This is a genomic window from Natrononativus sp. DTA114 (assembly GCF_059736515.1).
The window spans coordinates 287,023-307,814 of sequence record NZ_JCASSN010000004.1 but is presented as its reverse complement, the minus strand read 5'-3'; the positions used below and the strand labels follow the sequence as shown (position 1 = coordinate 307,814).

Annotated in this window: 19 protein-coding genes and 1 pseudogene; 9 read left to right on the top strand and 11 right to left on the bottom strand. The window is 60.0% G+C overall.

Features of this window, described 5'->3' with window-relative positions; all coding sequences use genetic code 11:
* Window positions 1-67 precede the first annotated feature (67 nt).
* A complete protein-coding gene (locus tag AC6I6S_RS17165; RefSeq protein ID WP_497951838.1) occupies window positions 68-1,258 on the top strand; it encodes a M24 family metallopeptidase in 1,191 nt (396 codons plus the stop codon).
* 69 nt (window positions 1,259-1,327) lie between these two features.
* On the opposite strand, the gene AC6I6S_RS17160 is transcribed toward AC6I6S_RS17165, so the two are convergent.
* The gene (locus tag AC6I6S_RS17160; protein WP_497951837.1) at window positions 1,328-2,560 is read right to left on the bottom strand and encodes a metal-dependent hydrolase family protein; all 1,233 of its coding nucleotides are present in this window, start codon (window positions 2,558-2,560) and stop codon (window positions 1,328-1,330) included.
* Between the two features lie 171 nt (window positions 2,561-2,731).
* Here AC6I6S_RS17160 and AC6I6S_RS17155 point away from each other — a divergent pair, with 171 nt between their 5' ends.
* Window positions 2,732-3,220 carry a VOC family protein gene (locus tag AC6I6S_RS17155; RefSeq protein ID WP_497951836.1) on the top strand — a complete coding sequence of 163 codons (489 nt, stop codon included), beginning with the start codon at window positions 2,732-2,734 and terminating at the stop codon, window positions 3,218-3,220.
* A 60-nt stretch (window positions 3,221-3,280) separates the two neighbouring features.
* On the opposite strand, the gene AC6I6S_RS17150 is transcribed toward AC6I6S_RS17155, so the two are convergent.
* The 5 genes from AC6I6S_RS17150 to AC6I6S_RS17130 form a co-directional block, all read right to left on the bottom strand.
* Complete coding sequence (locus tag AC6I6S_RS17150; protein WP_497951835.1) at window positions 3,281-4,222, bottom strand: dihydrodipicolinate synthase family protein; 942 nt, start codon at window positions 4,220-4,222, stop codon at window positions 3,281-3,283.
* Between the two features lie 128 nt (window positions 4,223-4,350).
* Window positions 4,351-5,130 carry an SDR family NAD(P)-dependent oxidoreductase gene (locus AC6I6S_RS17145; RefSeq protein WP_497951833.1) on the bottom strand — a complete coding sequence of 260 codons (780 nt, stop codon included), beginning with the start codon at window positions 5,128-5,130 and terminating at the stop codon, window positions 4,351-4,353.
* 80 nt (window positions 5,131-5,210) lie between these two features.
* The gene (locus tag AC6I6S_RS17140; RefSeq protein ID WP_497951832.1) at window positions 5,211-5,984 is read right to left on the bottom strand and encodes an SDR family oxidoreductase; all 774 of its coding nucleotides are present in this window, start codon (window positions 5,982-5,984) and stop codon (window positions 5,211-5,213) included.
* A gap of 761 nt (window positions 5,985-6,745) precedes the next feature.
* Window positions 6,746-7,687, bottom strand: coding sequence for an aminopeptidase (locus AC6I6S_RS17135; protein ID WP_497951831.1), 942 nt, complete (start codon window positions 7,685-7,687; stop codon window positions 6,746-6,748).
* Window positions 7,688-8,274: 587 nt separating this feature from the next.
* Complete coding sequence (locus tag AC6I6S_RS17130) at window positions 8,275-8,550, bottom strand: PadR family transcriptional regulator (RefSeq protein ID WP_497951830.1); 276 nt, start codon at window positions 8,548-8,550, stop codon at window positions 8,275-8,277.
* A gap of 208 nt (window positions 8,551-8,758) precedes the next feature.
* Here AC6I6S_RS17130 and AC6I6S_RS17125 point away from each other — a divergent pair, with 208 nt between their 5' ends.
* The gene (locus AC6I6S_RS17125) at window positions 8,759-9,127 is read left to right on the top strand and encodes a TIGR04076 family protein (RefSeq protein WP_497951829.1); all 369 of its coding nucleotides are present in this window, start codon (window positions 8,759-8,761) and stop codon (window positions 9,125-9,127) included.
* 140 nt (window positions 9,128-9,267) lie between these two features.
* Window positions 9,268-10,305: an aldo/keto reductase gene (locus AC6I6S_RS17120; RefSeq protein WP_497951827.1), complete on the top strand. Its 1,038-nt coding sequence runs from the start codon at window positions 9,268-9,270 to the stop codon at window positions 10,303-10,305.
* 74 nt (window positions 10,306-10,379) lie between these two features.
* Here the strand turns inward: AC6I6S_RS17120 and AC6I6S_RS17115 are convergent, their stop codons facing one another.
* A complete protein-coding gene (locus tag AC6I6S_RS17115) occupies window positions 10,380-10,901 on the bottom strand; it encodes a DedA family protein (protein ID WP_497951826.1) in 522 nt (173 codons plus the stop codon).
* 1,055 nt (window positions 10,902-11,956) lie between these two features.
* Here AC6I6S_RS17115 and AC6I6S_RS17110 point away from each other — a divergent pair.
* Window positions 11,957-12,742 (top strand): endonuclease/exonuclease/phosphatase family protein, encoded by a 786-nt coding sequence (locus AC6I6S_RS17110; RefSeq protein WP_497951825.1) that lies wholly within the window; start codon window positions 11,957-11,959, stop codon window positions 12,740-12,742.
* A 27-nt stretch (window positions 12,743-12,769) separates the two neighbouring features.
* Here AC6I6S_RS17110 and AC6I6S_RS17105 read toward each other — a convergent pair whose 3' ends face one another.
* Both AC6I6S_RS17105 and AC6I6S_RS17100 read right to left on the bottom strand, forming a co-directional pair.
* Window positions 12,770-13,624 carry a hypothetical protein gene (locus AC6I6S_RS17105; RefSeq protein WP_497951824.1) on the bottom strand — a complete coding sequence of 285 codons (855 nt, stop codon included), beginning with the start codon at window positions 13,622-13,624 and terminating at the stop codon, window positions 12,770-12,772.
* 363 nt (window positions 13,625-13,987) lie between these two features.
* Window positions 13,988-15,256, bottom strand: a complete 1,269-nt coding sequence (locus tag AC6I6S_RS17100) for an FAD/NAD(P)-binding protein (RefSeq protein WP_497951823.1) — start codon at window positions 15,254-15,256, stop codon at window positions 13,988-13,990.
* Window positions 15,257-15,360: 104 nt separating this feature from the next.
* On the opposite strand from AC6I6S_RS17100, the gene AC6I6S_RS17095 reads away from it, so the two are divergent.
* The 4 genes and pseudogenes from AC6I6S_RS17095 (at window position 15,361) to AC6I6S_RS17080 (ending at window position 17,316) form a co-directional block, all read left to right on the top strand.
* The gene (locus AC6I6S_RS17095; RefSeq protein WP_497951821.1) at window positions 15,361-16,635 is read left to right on the top strand and encodes a GTP-binding protein; all 1,275 of its coding nucleotides are present in this window, start codon (window positions 15,361-15,363) and stop codon (window positions 16,633-16,635) included.
* On the top strand, window positions 16,604-16,843 hold the full coding sequence (locus AC6I6S_RS17090) for a DUF7511 domain-containing protein (protein ID WP_497951820.1): 240 nt from the start codon (window positions 16,604-16,606) through the stop codon (window positions 16,841-16,843). The genes AC6I6S_RS17095 and AC6I6S_RS17090 overlap by 32 nt, the downstream gene beginning before the upstream one ends.
* Before the next feature lie 20 nt (window positions 16,844-16,863).
* Window positions 16,864-17,121 (top strand): hypothetical protein, encoded by a 258-nt coding sequence (locus tag AC6I6S_RS17085; protein WP_497951819.1) that lies wholly within the window; start codon window positions 16,864-16,866, stop codon window positions 17,119-17,121.
* Window positions 17,118-17,316 (top strand): annotated as a pseudogene (locus AC6I6S_RS17080) (30S ribosomal protein S14). The gene AC6I6S_RS17085 and the pseudogene AC6I6S_RS17080 overlap by 4 nt, the downstream one beginning before the upstream one ends.
* Window positions 17,317-17,617: 301 nt before the next feature.
* On the opposite strand, the gene AC6I6S_RS17075 reads toward AC6I6S_RS17080, so the two are convergent.
* Window positions 17,618-19,855: a CDC48 family AAA ATPase gene (locus AC6I6S_RS17075; protein ID WP_497951818.1), complete on the bottom strand. Its 2,238-nt coding sequence runs from the start codon at window positions 19,853-19,855 to the stop codon at window positions 17,618-17,620.
* Window positions 19,856-20,054: 199 nt separating this feature from the next.
* Entirely contained in the window at window positions 20,055-20,696 is a 642-nt protein-coding gene (locus AC6I6S_RS17070; protein ID WP_497951816.1) for a hypothetical protein, read from the bottom strand.
* Window positions 20,697-20,792: the final 96 nt, after the last annotated feature.

The window sequence follows — 20,792 nt, the reverse complement described above, 5'->3', positions numbered from 1 at the left end:
GACCCGCGTAACCCCGCGAATCCAAACGCTTATCCCATTTTCCAGAGAGGTGTACTCGTGATAGCGAATGGCAGATGAAACCATCGTCCGCGAAAAAACCGATCAGGCGATTGACGTTCTGGAGACACTGGAGATAGACGCGTGGATTACGATCGGCCGGGAGACGAGCGAGGTAGCAGAGCCAGCCCTTCCGCTCGTCCTCGACGAGGAGTTCGTCTGGCCGGGAATGGTCGTCCTCACCCGGTCTGGCGAGAAAATCGCGATCTGTGAGACCCACGACGGGGATACGATTCGGAGCGTCGGGATGCACGACGTCTATCCCTACGAGAATTCGATGGAAGACGCGTTTCACGAGGTCATCGAGGCCATCGATCCCGATCAGATCGCCCTCAACTACTCGAAGAGCAACAATACCGCAGACGGCCTCAGCTACGGACTGTATCAGCTTCTCAATGAGTACGTCGAGGGCGCCTCGATCGACAGTGAGTTCGTAAGCGCGGAACCGATCGTCGAGCGCGTCCGCGGCCAGAAGTCGCCGACGGAACTCGAGCGCATCCAGCAGTCTGCGGACGTCTCCCAGGAGATCCTCGCGGAGATGCGACTGGCCTGGGAGCCGACCTGGAGCGAGGCCGAGACCGCCGCGTTCATCCACGACCAGGTCGAATCGCGGGGACTGACGACATCGTGGCACGCGTCCGCCTGTCCGGCGGTGGACGCGGGGGGCGACGCCGAGTGGGGCCACGCGAAACCGAGCGACTTGCGTCTTCCCGAGGGGGAAGTCTTACACCTCGACTTCGGAGTGATCTACGACGGATATGCCTCGGACATGCAGCGACTCTACTACCATCCCGTCGACGGCGATCCGACGATCCCCGCCGGCCTCCAGGACGCCTTCGAAGACGTCAGAGCCGCAATTACTGCGGGGTTCGACGCTCTCGAGCCCGGCGTCCAGGGGTACGAAGTCGACCAGGCCGCGCGGGAGGAGTTGACCGGTCGCGGGTGGCCCGAGTACCAGCACGGGCTCGGCCACCAGGTCGGACAGAACGTCCACGACGGCGGCGCGTATCTCGGTCCGCGTTGGGAGCGATACGGAGAGAGCCCGTTGAAGACCATTCGAGAGGGTCAGGTGTTCACGATCGAACTCGGCATCGAAACGCCGTGGGGGTATCTCGGCCAGGAAGAGATGGCACGCGTCACCGCCGACTCCGCGACGTACCTCACCAATCCACAGACCGAAATCGTGCCGCTCGGTCAGTAAGGCGACGCTCGAGTCTCGTCGCCACGGCGATTTGTCGGTCGCCGTGGCGTCGGCAGCGACAGAACGGGGTCAGGCACGCACTCGTTCGCCGCTCTTGTAGACGGCCTCCACGTTCCCGATTTCGGAGATATCCTCGAGCGGGTTCCCGTCGATGACGACGAGATCCGCGTACCGTCCGCGCTCAATGGCCCCGATCTCGTCGTCTGCGAGCGCCTCGGCTGCGACGCTCGTCGCCGACTGAATCGCCTCCATCTCCGATAACCCGACCTTCTCCACGAGGATTTCGAACTCCATATACGTGCCCAGGGGGTGGTTTTCGGTTCCTCCACAGTCTGAGGCGTGGGCGATCGGAACGCCGGCCTCGTAGGCCCTCTTTGCGGATTCGATGTGCTCTTCGTGTGCCTGCTTAGATTTCTCGATGCTCCACTCCGGAACGTCACTCGTCTCGTCCGCGATGGCGTTGCGATAGATCGCCTGAATCGTCGGCACGAGTATGGCCCCCGTTTCGTGGAACAGTTCGATCGACTCGTCGTCGATGCCGATACCGTGTTCGATCGTGTCGACTCCGTTCCGGAGTGCCCGGTTGATCCCCTCTGTTCCTTCGGCGTGGGAGGCAACGGGAATCCCCCATCGGTGGGCCTCATCGGTGAACGCCGCGATCTCCGCTTCGGTGTAGTGTGGCTGGTCAGGATGGTCCTTTTCGGACAGCATCCCGCCGCTGGTCATGATCTTGATGAGATCGACGCCTTCCCGGAGATGTTTTCGTACTTCCTTGCGACACTCGTCGACGCCATCCGCCAGGACGTTGCCCTGAGTCTTTCCCCGTGTGACGCCGTCGTCAGTCACCCACTCGTAAGGCAAGAAGTGTGCGTCGGCGTGTCCCGCCGTCTGGGAGAAGGATTTCCACGACGTGTACACTCGAGGCCCGGGGATCGATCCTTCCTCGACCGCGGTCCGCAGTCCGAGTCCGGTCGGCCCACCGCAGTCTCGAACGCTCGTAAAGCCGGCGTTGACCAGTGTGCGAAGGTCCTCGGTTGCACGCGCCGTCGCGGTCACGATGTCGAGTGTCGTCATATCGAACGGCCGGAGCGAGCGCCAGCCGTTGATGTGAAGGTGGGCGTCAATCAGTCCGGGGACGATCGTTTTCTCGGCGTGATCGACGTGCGTTGCGCCGTCGGGAACGTCGATATCGGCTCTCGGGCCGACGTCGGTGATTCGCTCGTTCTCTACGAGGAGACGGGCGTCTTCGATCGGTTCGTCGCTGATTCCATCGATTGCTGACTCACAGTCTATGACTTTCATACTGACATCCTCGTCCGTCGAGTACCGGTGTCGACTAGGTATGTCCTGAGGTGGCAAGTCACATTATTCTTCTTGTTACTCTCGCTGCGATGACCGATTAGCACCGACTGCGATCGCTGGGACCGTCGTAACCACAACCTATTTTGTCTCATATCCGAGTGTATGTACTGTATGACCGATACGCCATACCCACGCGGATTAGCCCACGTTGGACTCACCGTCTCCGATATCGACGAAGCGGTCGACTGGTATCAGGAGGTGTTCGGCTTCAACCTCGTCCTCGGACCCGCAGAGATCCAGAACGAGGGGTTCTTCGGAGAGCAGGTCACCGACCTGCTCGGGGAGTTCGAGAAGATGAAAATCGCGCACCTGAGCACCGGCAACCAGATCGGCGTCGAACTATTCGAGTTCGATTCGACGGAAGGAACCAACGATCCGGATCCGTTCTCTCCGGGACTATTCCACCTCTCGATCATCGATCCGGACGTCGAGGGGCTCGCCGAAACGATCGACGAGACCGGCGGCGACGCCTACTCGGACGTCTGGGGCGTCAATAGCGCCGACGACGAGTACAAACTCGCGTACTGCCGTGATCCCTGGGGGAACATGATAGAAGTCTTCTCACACAGCAACGAGCGCATCTACAGCAACCGCGAGTGAAGAATCCGCGGTCGCACAGGAAACGGAGAATCGGCGGGGATCGATCCTCCGTCGGTCGAATTACAACTCGGCTTCGAGTTCGAGAAGTGGTTCGACGGCCTCCTCGAGTTCTGCCCGCGCAGTCTCGTCAAGGCGCTGGTAGGGAAGTCGCGGCGGGCCGCCGTGTTGGCCGCCGATCTCGGCGAGTTCGTTCAGAATCGTCTGCTCGTAGGCCATCATCGGACTGTCCGTCAGGCGGCCCATATCGCCGAACGCTCGAATGATCCGCCGGTTCGCCTCCTGGACCCACGAATCGAACTGATTGCCGCCGGCGCACTCCTCGTAGTACTTCAGGAACACCTTGGGTGCCGCCCACGTCAGGATGCCGATGAAGCCCTCCGCGCCGAGCATTGAATCCTGCCAGAACGGGGCGTCGTACGGCGAGATGAAGTTGATCTCGTCGGCGACGGTCGTGAGGATCTCGCTTCGGTGTCCCACGTCCATGTTCGACTCTTTGAGTGCCTTGACGCTCTCGATCTCGAGTAGCTCATCGCGCCAGAGTTCCGGCGTAATATTCGTCTTGGTCACCGGCGGGAAGTTGTACGCCATGACGGCGATCTCTCCGGCGAGGGCGTCGTCGAGGTCGCGGTAGAACGGTCCGATCCACTCCTCCTCGAGTGGGAGCATGTACGGGATCTCGATCATGGTGCCGTCAGCGCCGGCCTCCTCGATGTAGGTTGCCCGCTGAATGACCTCCTGTTGGCTCACTCCGGAGCCGCCGATGATACAGGTGATATCGTCAGCAGCATCGACGCAAACGTCAGTGATTTTCTCGAACTCTTCGTCCGACGGCGCGTTGATCTGGCCCATGCTCGAGAGTTGAATCACGCCGTGGATACCCTGCTTCTCGAGATACTGAATGTTCGATCGGATTCCATCGTAGTTCACGCTCTGATCGTCGTTGAGACAGAGCGGGTTCAGTGCTAAGATACCTTCCAGCGGTTTCCGGGTAAACGTAGTCATTGTTGAATTATTCGTAATCGACAGTCACAGGGTACCGGTCCGATCTACTTTAGGTTTGTTATCGAGCCCCACGACCACTACCGTCTTCGGATTGTCCGTTTGCACGCCGGGCACAGTTCCGAACGGAACTAGTACATGATTTTGCCGGCGGAGACGTTGAGATCCTGGCCAGTCATCTGCGTAGTTTCACTCGAGCACAGAAGCGACGCCATCTGAGCAATGCTTTCGGGTTTCACCAGTTCGTGACGCGCACTCTGGGAGAGCTCGCCCTCTTTGACGGTTTCGCTGTCGGTTCCTCGCGCCTCCGCGTACTTCCTGAAGACGCGTTCGATTCGGGGTCCGTCGACGGAGCCCGGACAGATCGCGTTGACGTTGATATCGTACTCCCCGACCTCTGCGGCGAGCGAGCGTGTGAATCCGATTAGCCCCATTTTCGAAGTCGCGTACGGCGTTCGATTCGAAACGGGCCGTTTGCCACTGACCGAACCGATGTTCACAATTCGTCCGTACTCCTGTGACTTCATCGACGGAACGATCTCTCGACACATCAAGAACGCACCCCGGAGATTTACCGCGATCGTCTGGTCCCACTCGTCGACGGGAATCTCCTCGCAGGGTAACGTCGGCCCGGAGATCCCGGCGTTGTTGATAAGGATTTCGATCGAGTCGAATTCGGAAAGGGCCCGGTCGACCGTCGAACGGACGCTCTCGTAGTCCCGCAAGTCAGTTTGGACGGTAACCGCCGACTGGCCTAACTCGGTGATGAGCGCTTCCGTTTCGGACATCTCGTCTGGATCGAGGTCTGCGATAACGATATCGGCGCCCTGAGACGCCAGTTCAAGGGAAATGGCTCGGCCGATTCCGCGACCGCCACCAGTAACTACCGCTGTCTGGTCAGTGCTAACCATAGAATATGGTATGAGCACAGGTATATAAAATCAACTCCCTGGCTCGGCCCCACCTCGCGGAAGAGGTGGCCGACCCGCTTTCAGCTCGTGTTCACCTCTCCGCCGTCGACTGGAACGGACACTCCTGTTACGTATCCGGACAGGTCACTCGCCAGAAACACGGCGACGTCACCGACGTCTGTAGGACGGCCCAATCGACGCAGCGGAAGCGACGCTGCGACCGCTGTTTCGGAGTCGGTGCCGAGCAGATCGATGTCCTCGCGGTTCATCTGAGTCTCGATGGTCCCCGGGTGAATCGCGTTCACTCTGATACCGTCCGGGCCGAGTTCATCGGCGAGTGCGTACGTCAGTAACCGGACTGCTCCCTTGGAAGCGACGTACGGAACGTAACTCTTCGATCCCCGTATTCCGAGCACGCTCGATATATTGATGATCGAACCGGCCGTCTCGTTCGCTCTCATGCGCGCGGTGGCGATTTGTGTGCCGAAGAAAACACCCTTGACATTGACGTCCATGACCCGATCATACTCGGATTCGGTCACTGCCGGAAAGGGGGTATCGGTGAGGATCCCTGCGTTGTTTACGAGAACGTCGATGCCTCCGAACTCCTCGGCGGCGTCTACCGCGGTCTCGAGGTCTGCCATCGACGTGACGTTACAGTCGACGAACGACGCACTCGACTCCGTTTCGTCCGGAATCAGTTCGTGTGTTGGAACGCCACCTTCTCGCGGCGATCGATCTACGTCCGCGACGACGACATCTGCACCCTCGGTGGCGAACCGCCTCGCAATACCGCGACCCACTCCACTCGCTGCCCCCGTTATCACTGCGGTTCGATCGTCGAGTAGTCCCATACACTGCAGACGAGAGTAGGGCGCAAAGCTGTTTTGCTGGTTCTCGGAACGGCATTCGACGGTACCGCGTGTTTCACAGCAGGGAACAATAATTCACATTATGAAACGATACGCGATACGAGTCATCGGTAGCAAACGCCGATTGGTACGACAACACAACACACGGAGGTAGAACCCCGGTCGAACGGCTGAAAACGGTGACTGCTCGTGACGCGGTCGAGAGGAGATCGGAACCGGCGGTTTCGTCCGTGGAATGTTTCGAACGTCCACTGGGGACACCGACTCGTGGGTCGATTACGCGTCAGATACTCGTGCGCGTGGTTCGTCGAGTCAGAACGAAAGGCTGTAACAACGGATAGCAGAGGGACGACAGGCCGCGAATGACAACTGTACAGCCGCGTTTTCCGCTCCGATCTCCCGTGCTGGCGCTACCGTACGGAGATGAACCATATCGATCTGCATCGACAGACACTATCCAAGGCAGTTGCGGATTTTACGACGTTTATCCAGTGTACAGCCACTGTTTGCGCGTATTGTGATGTTTCTCATAGCTAGCGTTAGTTTCATAATATGAAACGGTCGCGAGAAACCGAACAAGAGAGGATACATACTACACTGGACGAAGTCCATTACACGTCTATCAATGTAACCAAGTGAGAGGCAGTGGTGTTACAGACATATCTTTGTAACGATTGCGGTACGAAGAGAGAGAGACGACTCCTGTACATTCGTGAGACCGACACTGAACGGTGGGATCCTCCTTACCGCGGTAATTCGATTGGCTGACCGTCGGCGTACACCGTCGGCTCGCGGATGATCCCGTCAAGATGAATGGGTGCTTCGGCGTCGCCACCCATCCCCACGTCGTCACCGACGGCAACGTGGACGGTCCCTGCAGCTTTCTCATCGAGTAGGACGGACCCCATCAGTTCCGTGACAGCGACGTTCGCGCCGATACCCAACTCGGCGACGTTGTACGCGGCGTCACCAACGTCCTCGGCCGCTCGCTCCACGATCGTTCGAACTTCGTCGTCCGAAATCTGGGTCACGAGGCCGTCTTCGACGTCGAACGTAATCGGATTTTCATCGAGCAACCCGTGGGGCATCATCGTCCCGTCGACGACGAACCGGCCCTCGGCGCTCATCGGTCCGACGGCGACCTCGCCCGCCGGGAGGTTGGACATCGCACCCGACTCGTGAACGATTCCCGTATCGGACATGAACTCTCGGTCCCCGATGGTGAACATGATGTCGGTCCCGTTTTCGGTCGTCACACGGACCGTTTCGGCACCGGCGACCTGCTCGTGAATTCGCTGGCAGTGATCGGCAATCAGCGTATACTCCACGTCGAGCCCCGAGACGAAAATCTCCTCGCTGATACCGGGCAGCGTTACGACTCGAGCGCCCGCCTCGTTTGCGGCGGTTCGTGCGCGTGTATGACTCAAGCTCTTCGACGTCGGCGCCAGGATCACGTCGCTGGTTGCCATCGCTGCAGCGACGGGTTCCGGCGGCTCCTCACCGTTTGTATTGCCGGGAGGATAGCGAACGAGAACCGTATCTGAACTTACCTCCGAAGCGACCTCGTACAGTGCCGCCCCGATCAGCTCGAGATCGTCGTCGGTGATGATCGCGCAGGATTCATCGGCTGCGAGATTCACACATTGGTTGATCGCCGTTTCCGCCGCGGATCGAAGGTCGGACATACAGGTTCTCGGTAAAGTACCACCATATGTCTTCCTGTCCTGGCGATCGACTTCCGAGCACTGAAACTCACCATCCTCGAATCAGAGTCTCCGAAATAAAAAATATGTGATTGTTTCAGCCACACAGCCCGCCAATATTGTGAATGATACACAATATTACTGGTATCTGCTCATTCAGTCACTTCTATCCCATAAACCAACAAAATATGCAGAATACTCCATTATTCTTGTCATACTTGTTGTAGAATCCAATTTTCAGTTATTTCTGTACATTCTCTGTAGGAAACTTATTATGGTGCGACTTATCGGATTTTCCCCACCCTCGATGCCTTCAATCTTTAAGATAACTGTGTGGGCCCCCAGTTGACCGTCGCAGTTACTCCCCGACAGCACTGATCTAGACTCAACGCATAGAACCCATATTGCAAGGACTTCACAATTCTAATAGACAGTAGTAGTGGCAGGTCCGATATGATATCCCTGGCGGAGTTCCGTGATTCAGAGAGGAAACTGAAACGGCGGCCTCGAGTGAGAGCCGGCCTCCGAAATGGGCATTTCGCTGGAATGTGTCGAACTGGGGCGGGCCGTTAGATGTCGACGTACTGGTTTTCCCACTCTCGTCGGTCCTCGAGTTCCCGCCGGCCGCGGCGCGTCAGCGTGTAGATGTTCGTCCGTTGATCTTTTTCACCCTTTTCGATTAGCCCCTTCTCGGCGATCGTATCGAGATTGGGATACAGGCGACCGTGGTGGATAGCTTTTCCGTAGTACTCCTCGAGTTCCTCCTGGATCGCGAGCCCGTGTGGCTCCTCTAGACCGTCGGTTACGTACAGTAGATCACGTTGGAACGCGGTAAGATCGAACATTATTGGGTAAATATACAATTTGTATTATGATAAAACTGTGGGCCATTCTGCGATCTCTTCCTAATGTCCGGTGTAATTACGAAGGCCACATCACTGAAACCACTTTCCAGGGAGATAGCAGCGCCACCGGAGTCCGTTCACTCGAGTACAGCACGGGGTGTGTCGGAGCAGCCAGCTATACGACCGTCGACGAGTAACGAGTCAGACGATGACACCGAACACTGACGACACGTTCACGTTGTACGACCTCCGGGTCGAGTGCGTCGAGATTTCCGGCGAGCCTGTCGCGAGCTACGAGGTCGGTGATTACTTCGAGGTTCGCGGTGAGGAACTGGTCTTCCCCGAGGGCCAGACGTTCTCGCTGTACGCACTCTCCTCGCTTCTCCCACTGTTGCCAGCAAAACAGCGCGAAGCCCACGAGAACGATTGGCTCACCACCGATACGAAAGTCGCGGGTCCTGACCCGAACGTCGGCGGCGTCTTCGAAATTACACGAATCGGCAAACGAGAGTTCAACCACAGTAACGTCTCGGGGGAATCGCTCGAGCACGAGGTCGGAGACGACAGCGACGGCTGATCGGACTCGTTCACACTGGTAACTGCTTGCAGACAAGGATCCGGAGCGTGTCGCCCATCGAGCGGTTCGAACGGCGGCGAGCGAACGGGGCGGGTAGGCGTTCCGCTAGAGGTATATATCGGCGTGCGAACCGATACCACATGAAACGCGAACTCACTGACGGCTACACGGTCTCTCCGATCATCAAAGGCGGCTGGCAACTTTCGGAGAGCCACAGCGACGATACGAGCGCAACGCCGGTGCGAGACATGTTCGAGTTCGTCGACGCCGGCATCACAACCTTCGACTGTGCCGACATCTACACGGGCGTCGAAGCCTTGATCGGCGAGTTTCGCGAACAATACCGCGAGGAGCGTGGGGAGGCGCCCCCGATCCAAGTTCACACGAAATTCGTCCCCGACCGAAGCGCACTCGGAGAGGTCGACAGGGAGTACGTCGAACGAATCATCGATCGGTCCCGCGAACGCCTCGGGGTCGAGGCACTGGACCTGGTCCAGTTTCACTGGTGGGACTATTCGGTCGATAACTACGTCGAGACCGCACGGCTGCTCGCGGACCTCCACGATGAAGGGAAGATAAACCGCATCGGTGTAACGAACTTCGATGCACCACACCTCCGAGAACTCCTCGAGGCAGACGTTCCGGTCGTCAGCAACCAGGTTCAGTACTCGCTGCTGGACGACCGCCCGGAGCGGGCGATGGTCGACCTCTGTGCTGAACACGATATCCAGTTGTTGTGCTACGGCACGCTCGCCGGCGGCTTCTTGACCGGGAGGTACGTTAACGAGCCCGACCCCGGCGGCGCGACGACGCTGGAAAACCGGTCGCTGACGAAATACAAACTGATCATCGACGACGCCGGCGGCTGGGAGCCTTATCAAGACCTGCTCGAGGCAGTTTCGGCGGTCGCGAAGAAACACGACGTCTCCGTCGCGAACGTCGCCACGCGGTACGTCCTCGAGCGCCCCCAGGTGTGTGCAGCGATCGTCGGTGCAAGAAATACGTCACATCTCGCAGACACCTGCCGGGCCCTCCAGTTCTCGCTGGACGATGAGGACTACCGAACGATCGAGGCAGCCAGAGAGAGGTTACGCGCCCTTCCCGGAGCTGTGTACGAACTCGAGCGCGGCGAGGGTAAACACGCCAGAATAATGAAGTACGACCTCAACGACGACTGAGTCGGTACCGGTTACTCGACCCCCCGGGTTCTGCTGGGAGCACCAGTCGGCTTGATGGTGCAGAACGGGAAAATTTACATCACCAGGGCGACCCCGGCAACCGCGGCACCCACGTAGACGGCGTGATAGAGCAGTGTTGCCGCCGAGACGTGAATCGTGTATCGCGTGGTCGAATACGAACTCATCGCTGCAGGGATGGCAATCAGCCCGCGGCTCCAGGGAATGACGTTCGTCGTGAAGATTGCAGCACCGCCGTAGCGGCCGAACCACCGGTCGAGCCGACGGTACCGGTCGGAGTGCCGATCGACCTCGACGTACGGAAGTCGCTCGAGGAACTGGCGGTCGTAGCGCTTGATTCCGATGAAGATGATGAGCTGGCCGAGGATGTGTGCGATTGTTACCAGGAGGACGACTATCGCCGCCTCGTAGAGACTGACTCTGCTCGCGAGGACGTAGCCGGGAAGGAACACGCTCGTCGGGAATACCTTCCCGACGAGTGCACCCTTCAGTACGAAGACGAAAAACAGGACGGGCAGGCCAACCGTCTGTATCGCTGACTGGAGTACGTCACCGAGTGTCGTTACCGAACTGAACATGGGAGGGTATACCGTTGGTAGGGCGGTTCAGCGCCGGTCAGTTCCGGACACTGTGTTTCTCAACGGAGTGTTGTTGACGGGAGTACATATACCTTATTATATCTATCAGACAACATGAGATGGAGCTACCCAGGAGTATCACAACACTCGATAAGTCTCGAATCGTTCGAGCAGTCACCTCGTTCAGCGGGGTCGTGCGACGAGTGTTGCCCACAGTTAGCTGAAGGTGAAGGCGCCAAGCCCCCATCCTTAAGAAGCGAAGCGGAACCGGGCGAGTAGGGCGGGGTTGTTCACTTGCGAATCAGCCACTTCCGGAGTCGACCGCCACAGCGCCGAAGCAGACCCGGTTCGACAGCCTCCGTTTTCGATGACTCGACCGTCTCTGCGAGTTCTCTGTACGCACGCTCCTTTTCTGCGATGATTCGCTCGTAGTGGACAGTCAACTGCCGAATCTCGCGCTTCCGTTTCGCGTCCGTCGGTCGCCGTTCTGGCGACTCTACTGCGTCAACTGTTGTGTCGGGGCGCCGTGTGTCACTGGACACATCTTGCGGTTCCGGTTGCCTGAGGACACCAGTAGATACTCGGCAGTCGGCGGTGTGGGCTGGAAACTCGCTGTCACCCTGGAGCGGGAGGCGACGGATCGGTTCTGCTGCCGAACGGTCGGTATCGGTCGCGGGTTCCGACTCGGCCGCGTCGGGGTCCGATGGATCGATGAGGGAGTTTGGTGGCATCTGTCGAGAGATCCATGTGTATTCCTCACACGTACTTAACTGTCAGTCAGACGAGAGTCAGACGGCGTCCTGTCCGTCGGTTCCGGCGTGACCGCCGCGGTCAATCGAAGAATCCTCGTGCAGGACTCGCCGCGAGTGAGGTAGTCGTCGAGTTCACTCGAGGCGGGATGCAACGGCGGAAAGACGGCCAGAGTGACCCCGAGAGTGTTGTTCGAGGCTGCAGGCGAGGTTTGCATCCCCCTCGGCGAAGTGTACCCGTCTCTCGAGTGGCCTGGCCCCTCCGGGACCAGAACGATTATATTTGAGACGAACGGTTCGGAGGGTGTGACCACACTCCGCGTCGTCTCGTACAATATCCACTGGGGTATCGGGATGGACGGCGAGCGCACGCTCCGTCGGATTGCCGACGTGATCGAGCGCCTCGAGCCCGACCTCGTCGGGATTCAGGAGGTCGATCGCAATCGTCGACCGGAAACCGGCTACGAGGATCAGTTTTCGCGTCTTCGGGAGTACCTCGGCGTGGACGCGGCCTACGGCGTGACGATGGAGAAGGAGCCGACGGCAGACTCCGATGGCGAACCGCGACAGTACGGCATCGCGACGCTCACTCCCCACGAGATCGTCGATACCACGACTCACCGGCTGACACGCGTCGACGGAGCCGAACAACGCGTCCTGCTGGAGAGTCGCATTGACGTCGACGGCACCGAGGTTCCCTTCTTCAACACCCACCTCGGCCTGACCCCCGAGGAACGCAGACAACAGGCCGAGGACATCCTCGAACTCACCGCCGACTGCGACGAACACGTCCTCGTCGGCGACTTCAACGCGAGACCCGGGAGTGTTCCGATCCAGACGCTCACGGACCGGTACACCGACGTACTCGCAGTAACCGACAACACCGACGCGACGTTCCCGAGTCCGTACGTCGATACGGGGACGGGTGAGACCTACACCGACTCCTACGACGCGGTGTACACGCCTGACCGCCGGGTCGACTACGTGTTCGCGACGAGCGATGTCGAGCTCCGCGAGAGCGACGTCGTCCACTCGCTGGCGTCCGACCACTCCCCGGTCGTCGCGGAGCTTGCGCTCCCGGAACGCGAGTGAATTTTCGTGATAAATCGAACGAACGTTTTACTCCCCGAGTCGTTCTACCCATCTCTCTTGAGCGCGGGCGCCGAACTCGAAGGTCGTCCCTGCTGAGATATTGGCTTCTCCAGGGTCCTCGACCGTCCCGGTTGCCGTTACGACCCCTGTGGGATCAACTCGCAAGAACGGGTCAGTAGCGTTCGTCGTGCCAGCGAGATCTCTGTCTTCGGTCGTCCCATCAACGAGTTCGCGATAGGAGTGAGTCGCGATGTCCAAAAATCCCGGCCACCAAATCTCGAGCTCGTCGAACTGGACATATCGGAACTCGTTACCCGCCCAACCGACCATTCGACGCAGGAATCGGATATTGTATCCGTCTTCTTCGAAGCCGTGCTCTGCTTTGGCGTCGTCGGTCATCTGAAACAGGCCATCCAGGAGGAAGTACGATCCATCGCCCTCGAATTCGTCTGCTTCCTGGATGATCTCATACAGACTGTGGTTTGGTCCGCCGCTCAAATCCCCCTCGAATTCGAATCGATCGTCGCCCAACCGAAGGACTGCCCGCCCGGGTTCTTCGGGAATTTCGATATCCGGGTGATCGTCATCCCAGGCGTCACCCGGGGTGAGACCTAACTCGGATGGCCGGATCTCTGGCGATTCGGTTTCGTCTGCTTCGGTATCCGTGTCGTCCGCAGACGACGTATCCGTCTCCGCTGAGTCATCTGAATCGCCTGCATCCGTTTGCAGCGTTTCCTCGGTCGCACTAGCGGGTTCAGCATCGTCAGAACAGCCCGCAAGCCCGCCAACACCGGCCACAGCTAGCATCTGGAGAAGCTGTCTTCGTTCTAGTGTTTCGATATCGTACTCTCTTCCCGTTATACAGTACTCTCTGATCGTCATGATGTGGATTTTGTATACCGACTACGTCAGTGGCTGACGCTGGGCATTCTCCCTCCTCCATCCGCAACGCTGGTAAGTGTTTTATAATTATCTATTATTACCTATTTTATGGAACGATCACCCCTGAGAAACCACTAGTCGCCGCGTGCTGCTGCACTGAGAGAGTACCGACAGCGACCGACGAAGGCGTCCCGGTACTGCCAGAGTGGAGAAGACGAAGCGGTGAGTGTCGAAACTACCCAACGTGCGCGACGGGACGCTGAGCGGGCGCTCGAGCGCGACGAACGGCGATCACCGACCGAGGTCGAGAAACAGGAAGCACGCCTGTGAACGGTATCGACTCCGTTCGCGCCACGCGGTCCATTAATCGGATGCTTCCGTTCCGTGCACTGGCCCGCGCCCGCTGGTCGCGTCGGCACGACGAAGGCGTCGAGCGAGAGCTTTCGTAATTCGATCGCCTGCTCGCCTGGCTCCCGGAATGTTGGGCGCGTACGGGCCAACCGATCCGAGGGCGAGTGCCCCAGAGACATACAACGGGACGGATCGTCCATCGTCGCGCTGCCAGGCGAGCGTGTCGTCGTCGAGGACGGGCATCCCTCGGTAGCCTCGAGCCAGTTCGAGTTCGTCGGTCACTCGATCGACGAACGGATGATCGAACACCGGTTCGAAGCCGGTCGCGAGGACGACGCGGTCGCCGAGGAGCCCCAGCCCGTGATCCAGGGACAGCCGAACCGATTCGTTGTCGATCGTTGCTGACTCGACCGCTCCCTGTGCGAGCGTAAGCACGCCCTCGTCGATTCGTTCCTCGAACTCAGTGTAGCGATACGGCGGAATCGTCGCGTCGTTCCGGGCGTCCGAGATCACGTCGAGCCGGTCGCTCGAGCCCGGCGGATGGACGTGGAGGTGTTTTTCGACGTGCGACCAGTTGATCCACGGCGGCTCCGCCTCGGAGATTTCCCACTCGAGCGGGTGTCTGGAGAGCAAAGCGACCGACTGCGTCTCACTCAATTCGCACGCGAGCTGTGCTGCCGTGATGCCGCCACCGACGACGATAGTTCGATCTGCAGGGGCGTCAGAGTCGAATCCCTCCCAGACGTGATCGATGTCGTCGAAGCCAGCGGCCCAGTCGGGCCAGCGGTACCGACCGCCGTGGCCGATCGCCAGCACACAGTGGTCGGTCTCGATAGCTCCGCTGGTTGTCTCGAGCCGAAGTCCCGTCGCGTCGGGAAGTTCGTGAATCGCCTCGACGGCAGCCCGGTGGTGCAGCGACTCGAGTTCCTTCCGTTCGATCACGTACTCCGAATAATCGAGAAACAGATCGAGAGACGGGCGCGGCGGATAATCGACCGTCGGGACGAGTTCGTCCGCCCGGTCGTTCGCTTCGGCGAAGGTCTCGAGACCGAACGGTTCGGTTCCGATGTGATGTACGAACGTCGATCGAAGCGCCTCCATGCCGCAGACACTCGCCTTTTCGCGGAACGACGATAGCAACCGCTCGTGAGGATCGACGATACGAACATCGGACCTGTCGTACGGCGCGTCCTCGAGGAGACGCTGAACGAGGTACGTTCCGTGGAGTCCGCCCCCAATGATGGTACAGCCCAATTTCAGATCTGCGGTATCTGTCGTCATACGAGAGAGGTCACGTCGATGTATACCGGCACTCCCGACTGATTAATAAAATCTTCGATAGAGATAACAATATATATTACTAACCCAGCTATTGTTGATAATGCATGGAAGAGCAAACGATTCCCGTAACGGTGCTATCCGGGACGCTCGGTGCCGGAAAGACGACCACGCTCAATCACGTACTCCGTGAGAGCGGCGACCGGGATCTCGCCGTGCTCGTCAACGACATGGGGGAAGTGAACGTCGATGCGGATCTGGTCGCCGAATCCTCGGACATCTCGGCCGACGAGGAGGAGCTGGTCGAACTCTCGAACGGCTGTATCTGCTGTGAACTGCGCGGTGATCTGCTCGACGCAATCGGCGGACTCACACGCCAGCGGGAGTTCGACGCGATCGTCATCGAGTCGACGGGCGTCGCCGAACCGCTCCCCGTGGCGCAGACGCTGACGCTCGGATTCGACCAATCGGATCTCGACCCCACGGAATTCTACGAGGAAACCGGAATCGAACCGCTCGAGAACTGCCACCTCGATACGGCGGTGACGGTCGTCGATGCCCACCAGTTCCACGAGGCGATGCAGTCTGACGAGATCCTCGACGACGATGGAACCGAGAAACACCTCGGGGACCTGCTCGTCGAACAGGTGGAGTTCTGTGACGTCCTCGTGGTAAACAAGTGTGATCTCGTCGACGAGGCGACGCTCGTCGAGATCGAAGCGACACTCGAGGTCCTCCAGCCCCGTGCCGAGATCGTCCGAACGACTCACGGGCGGATCGACGTCGACGAAATCATCCACACTGGTCGGTTCGACTTCGAAGAAGCGAGCCGATCGGCGGGCTGGATGCAGGAACTACGGGAGCCCCACGAATCGGCCGAGGAAGAACACGGCGTGACCTCGTTTGTGTTCGAGGCGCGACGCCCCTTCCACCCCGAGCGGTTTGCCGAATTTCTCGACGAGTTCCCCGAGGAGGTCGTTCGATCGAAGGGCCACTTCTGGCTCGCCGGCCGCGAGGAGATGGCACTCATGATACACGTCGCCGGCCAGTCGATTCGAGTCGCACCCGCCGGGAACTGGATCGCATCCCTCCCGCCCGAAGAGCGCGCCGAACAGTTCGAAGCCTACCCCGAACTCGAGCAAACCTGGGACGAAGAGTGGGGGGATCGCGGAACGCGACTGGTCGTCATCGGGATCGAGATGGATCACGAGTCGATCCGGAATCATCTCGAACGCTGTCTGCTCACCGACGAGGAGTTCGAGGCCGACTGGGCGGCGTTCGACGACCGCTTCCCGACGTTCGAGTTACCCGACGAAGCCGACGAAGACGAGGCGGACACTCCCGAACACGATGGGCAAGAAGAAATCGGACTCGCAGATTGACTCGCAGCACCCGAACGAGCCCGTGAGCGAACCGGAATCACCATCGGCGTCCGAGCACCCGTCGCTCGAGTGCCGCGTGATCGTCGAACCGACCGAGGCGGGATCGACCCTGTGTACGATCTACTCGACCGCGTCCGAGGACTCGCCGACAACGGCGTGGATTTCGGCTCACGAGAGTTCGTACTGTGCGCTCGAGGACGCTCGATAACCACCCCCCGAAACCTACCGATGTCAAAGACATTCCAGACTGAAGTCACGAAGAACGTGTCACGAACGAAACGCTACGAAGCGATCGATGCGCTCGCTCGAGCGGACGAAACGACGAACCTCGCGATTCTCGTCCAGATGGGCGGTCTTCGCGGCGAGTTCCGCCGCCACGCACTCAACGGGTTAGCCGACTGCAACGCTACGACGCTCCTCGAAGACTTCGCAGAGGACACGTCGGTCGCGCCGTCGTTGCGACGGAGAGCGGCTGAGCTAGCATGACCAGTGGAGCTTCGACTGACTCCACAAACGAGTCGAACGCCGATACCGACGCAAACGGAGGACGTACTGGAAACCAACGCGTCTGCAGAGACACCGGCCGCGAACAGGGCCTGATCGGCACGTACGACATCTGGCTGTGTCGACAGTCGTTTCGCGAGATGGCCCGGCAGCATGGGCTTTCGAAAGTACGACTGAGCGACCGGTGGCAGTTTTTCAGTAGTGAAGAGGCAATTGGCTTTGTTGAAATCAGTAACTAGTGACAGGGTTTGGGACTAATGCTGCAATACAGCGCGCAAATGCACCACGGCTACCGCCGCCCGAAGTCCGTTCTCTAACAGTTTCTTGACGTGATCTCCGGAATCTGCCTGGCCGTTCTCAGCGTGCTTATCGCGCTCCGTATCGCCGAGCGCGACGACTCCACCCTCGAGGCGGCGCTCGACATTCGACAGCAGTAGGACGGGCTCCGGCCGAAGGCGACGATCGGGGGCCGAACCCGTCACTGAAAGCCGAGCATCGAGTCACTGACGTCGCCGGTCGTATCGCCGCCGAGCCGGTCGACGAGGGAGCTGTAGAAGTCCCGGGCGTCATCGGAGACCGACCGGGTGATCCTGTCCAGCGCGCGGTCGAGATGCGCACGAGTTACGGTCACATCGTCAGCGGCGGCCGAAATGTCTTCGTCGCCCGCGTCGGTATCCAGTGATGCAACGGCCTCGTCCATCGCGAGCATGCTCCCTTCGCGAACGATCGCCTCGATGTCGCTGCCAGTGTACCCGTCCGTCTCGTCGGCCAGTTCGTCGAGATTGACATCCCCGGCGAGCGGGACGCCGCGGGTGTGAATGCCGAAAATCTCGCGGCGGGCGTCGCGGTCCGGCGTTGGCACGTAGATATTTTTCTCGAGTCGACCCGGACGCAACAGCGCGCGGTCGACGATATCCGGACGGTTGGTCGCCCCGAGGACGAACACACCTCGCAGGTCCTCGACGCCGTCGAGCTCCGTGAGGAGTTGAGAGACGACCCGTTCGGTGACCCGCGAGTCGAACGACTCACCCCGCTCCGGTGCGATCGCGTCGATCTCGTCCAGGAAGACGATCGTCGGCGCGTTCTGTCGAGCGCGCTGGAACACATCCCTGACTGCGCGTTCGCTCTCACCAACGAACTTGTCGAGGAGCTCCGGCCCCTTCACTGAGATGAAGTTGACCCGGCTCGCGTTGGCGACCGCCCGGGCGAGCAGGGTCTTCCCGGTCCCCGGCGGGCCGTACAGCAGGACGCCGCGCGGCGGACGGGTGTGGAGCGTCTCGAACAGTTGCGGGTACGCAAGCGGCCACTCGACGGCTCGCACCAGCTCGCGTTTCACTGGCTCGAGGCCGCCCACGTCATCATATGTGACGTCCGGGACTTCGACGAACACCTCGCGCATCGCGCTGGGCTCGACGTATCGGAGCGCCCGTTCGAAGTCGTCCCCCGTGACCGAGATCCGATCGAGAACCTCGGGGGAGATGGCCTCGACGTCGAGATCGATCTCGACTTGTACCCGGCGGAGAGCGTGCATGGCGGCTTCTTTCGTCAGCGACGCGAGATCGGCTCCCGTGAACCCGTACGTTCTGTCGGCGACGTCCTCGAGGGCCACGTCCTCGGTGAGGGGCATCCCCCGGGTGTGAATCTGAAGGATCTCGAGCCGGCCGTCCCGCGAGGGGATACCGATCTCGATCTCGCGGTCGAACCGGCCGCCTCGGCGCAGCGCGGAATCGATGGCGTCGACGCGGTTGGTCGCCGCAATCACGACCACGTCGCCGCGTTCGTCGAGGCCGTCCATCAGGCTGAGAAGTTGTGCGACCACTCTGCGTTCGACGTCGCCCGTCACCGCGTCTCGACTGGGTGCGATGGAGTCAATCTCGTCGATGAAAATGATCGCGGGGGCGTTCTCCTGGGCGTCGTCGAAGACGTCGCGGAGGTGTTGTTCGCTTTCGCCGTAGTACTTCGACATAATCTCCGGGCCGGAGATCGTCTCGAAGTGGGCGTCAATCTCGTTGGCGACGGCCTTCGCCAGCAACGTCTTCCCGGTACCCGGCGGGCCGTACAGCAGGACACCCTTCGGGGGAGCGATGCCGAGGCGCCGGAACAGTTCGGGGTGGCGCATCGGCAGCTCGATCATCTCGCGGACCTGATCGAGCTCGCGCTCTAAGCCGCCGATGTCCTCGTAGGTCACGTCCGGGATGTCAGTCCGCTCGCCGCGGAGGTCCTCTTCGGTGATCGGTGCGTCGCGGATGGTGATCGTCGTCCGGTCCGTGATCGTCACCGGGCCCGATGGCGCCGTTCTCGTGACGAGAAAGACGAGCGGTCGACCCAGGAGGTGCATGTGGACGGAATCCCCCCGTACGATCGGCCGATCGACGAGGTGACGTTTGAGAAACGGTTCCGCGCCGCGGAGCATCACGTACTGCGGGAGTGCAACCGTGATCGACTCCGCAGGGCTCGCCTCTGCTTTCACCACCTCGACGCGATCGTTGATCCCGACGTTCGCGTTCGCGCGCAGGTTTCCGTCCATCCGAATGACATCGTCCGGGTCGTCCGTGTAGCCGAGGACCGCCTTCGCGACCGTTCGGCGTCGGCCCGTGATCTGGACGATCTCGCCCGCGGTGATCTCGAGGTTCTCCATGGCGGTTCGGCTCAACCGGACGAGCCCGTGCCCCGCATCGCGTGCCGTCAGTTCCTGAACTCGTAGCTCCTCAACCATACAATCGCCTACCGAAATTCTCGGTAGCGAGGTCGATATAACCGTCTCAGTCGCCGCGCTGAACTACCGTTTCGTCGGTTACTCACTGCCGGATGAGTGTTCTATTCCTTCGCCCCTGGTACACCGAAACACCCGAGGACGCCGCCTCTGAGGAGGGACCGAGGGCGGATACATACGAGCAAAACGGCCTCGCTCGGTCTCACGTCGCGTCTGCGTCGTGTTCGGACGATCGGGAGTACTGCTGTTCGATGTCGAGTGCGGTGGCGACGGCGTCGTCGAACCGTTCGCGCAGTTCCGGATCGAACCCGTCGATTCGGGGATCCTGGTTCACCAGCGTCAGCGATTCCCAGTCGCCTGCAGTTCCGGCGGCGTACTGCTGTGTGAATCGCTCCCCATCGTTCGCGTAGACCGAGACGATCACCACTGGCGCGGTGCCGTCGGAGCGGTCGTTGTCGCTCGGGTGTTCCCACGCCCCGGATCCGGCCACGCTCACCCGCCCGAAATCGCGCAGGTCGACGCTGTACTCGCCGACGCCGAGGCGTTTTACTAGCCACTCACGTTCCCACTCGACGGTTTCTCCGGTCTCGGTGTTCGTTCCGGTAACGGTGTCCTCCGAAATCGATTTAATCTGCCACTTGGCGAGCGCGGGAGATTCCAGCTCCTCTCGGGTTCGACTACGAACGTCGCCCTCCAAGAGACGATCTCCCTCTTGAACGTGGATGTAGCGCGGATTTGACGCCGGAATGTCGATGTAGATCTCCCCGGGCTCCGTGTTGACGATGGATTCGACTCCGTCGATGTACTGCGTTACCGTCATCCGATTGTATGCGTTTTCGCTCATAGCTGTTCCTCTCGGGGCGTCGTCCACGACAAGAGAGACCGCGTAACGCTCCGTCTGCTGCTGTCGCAATGGGCCCTCCGAGGAAGATACGCGACC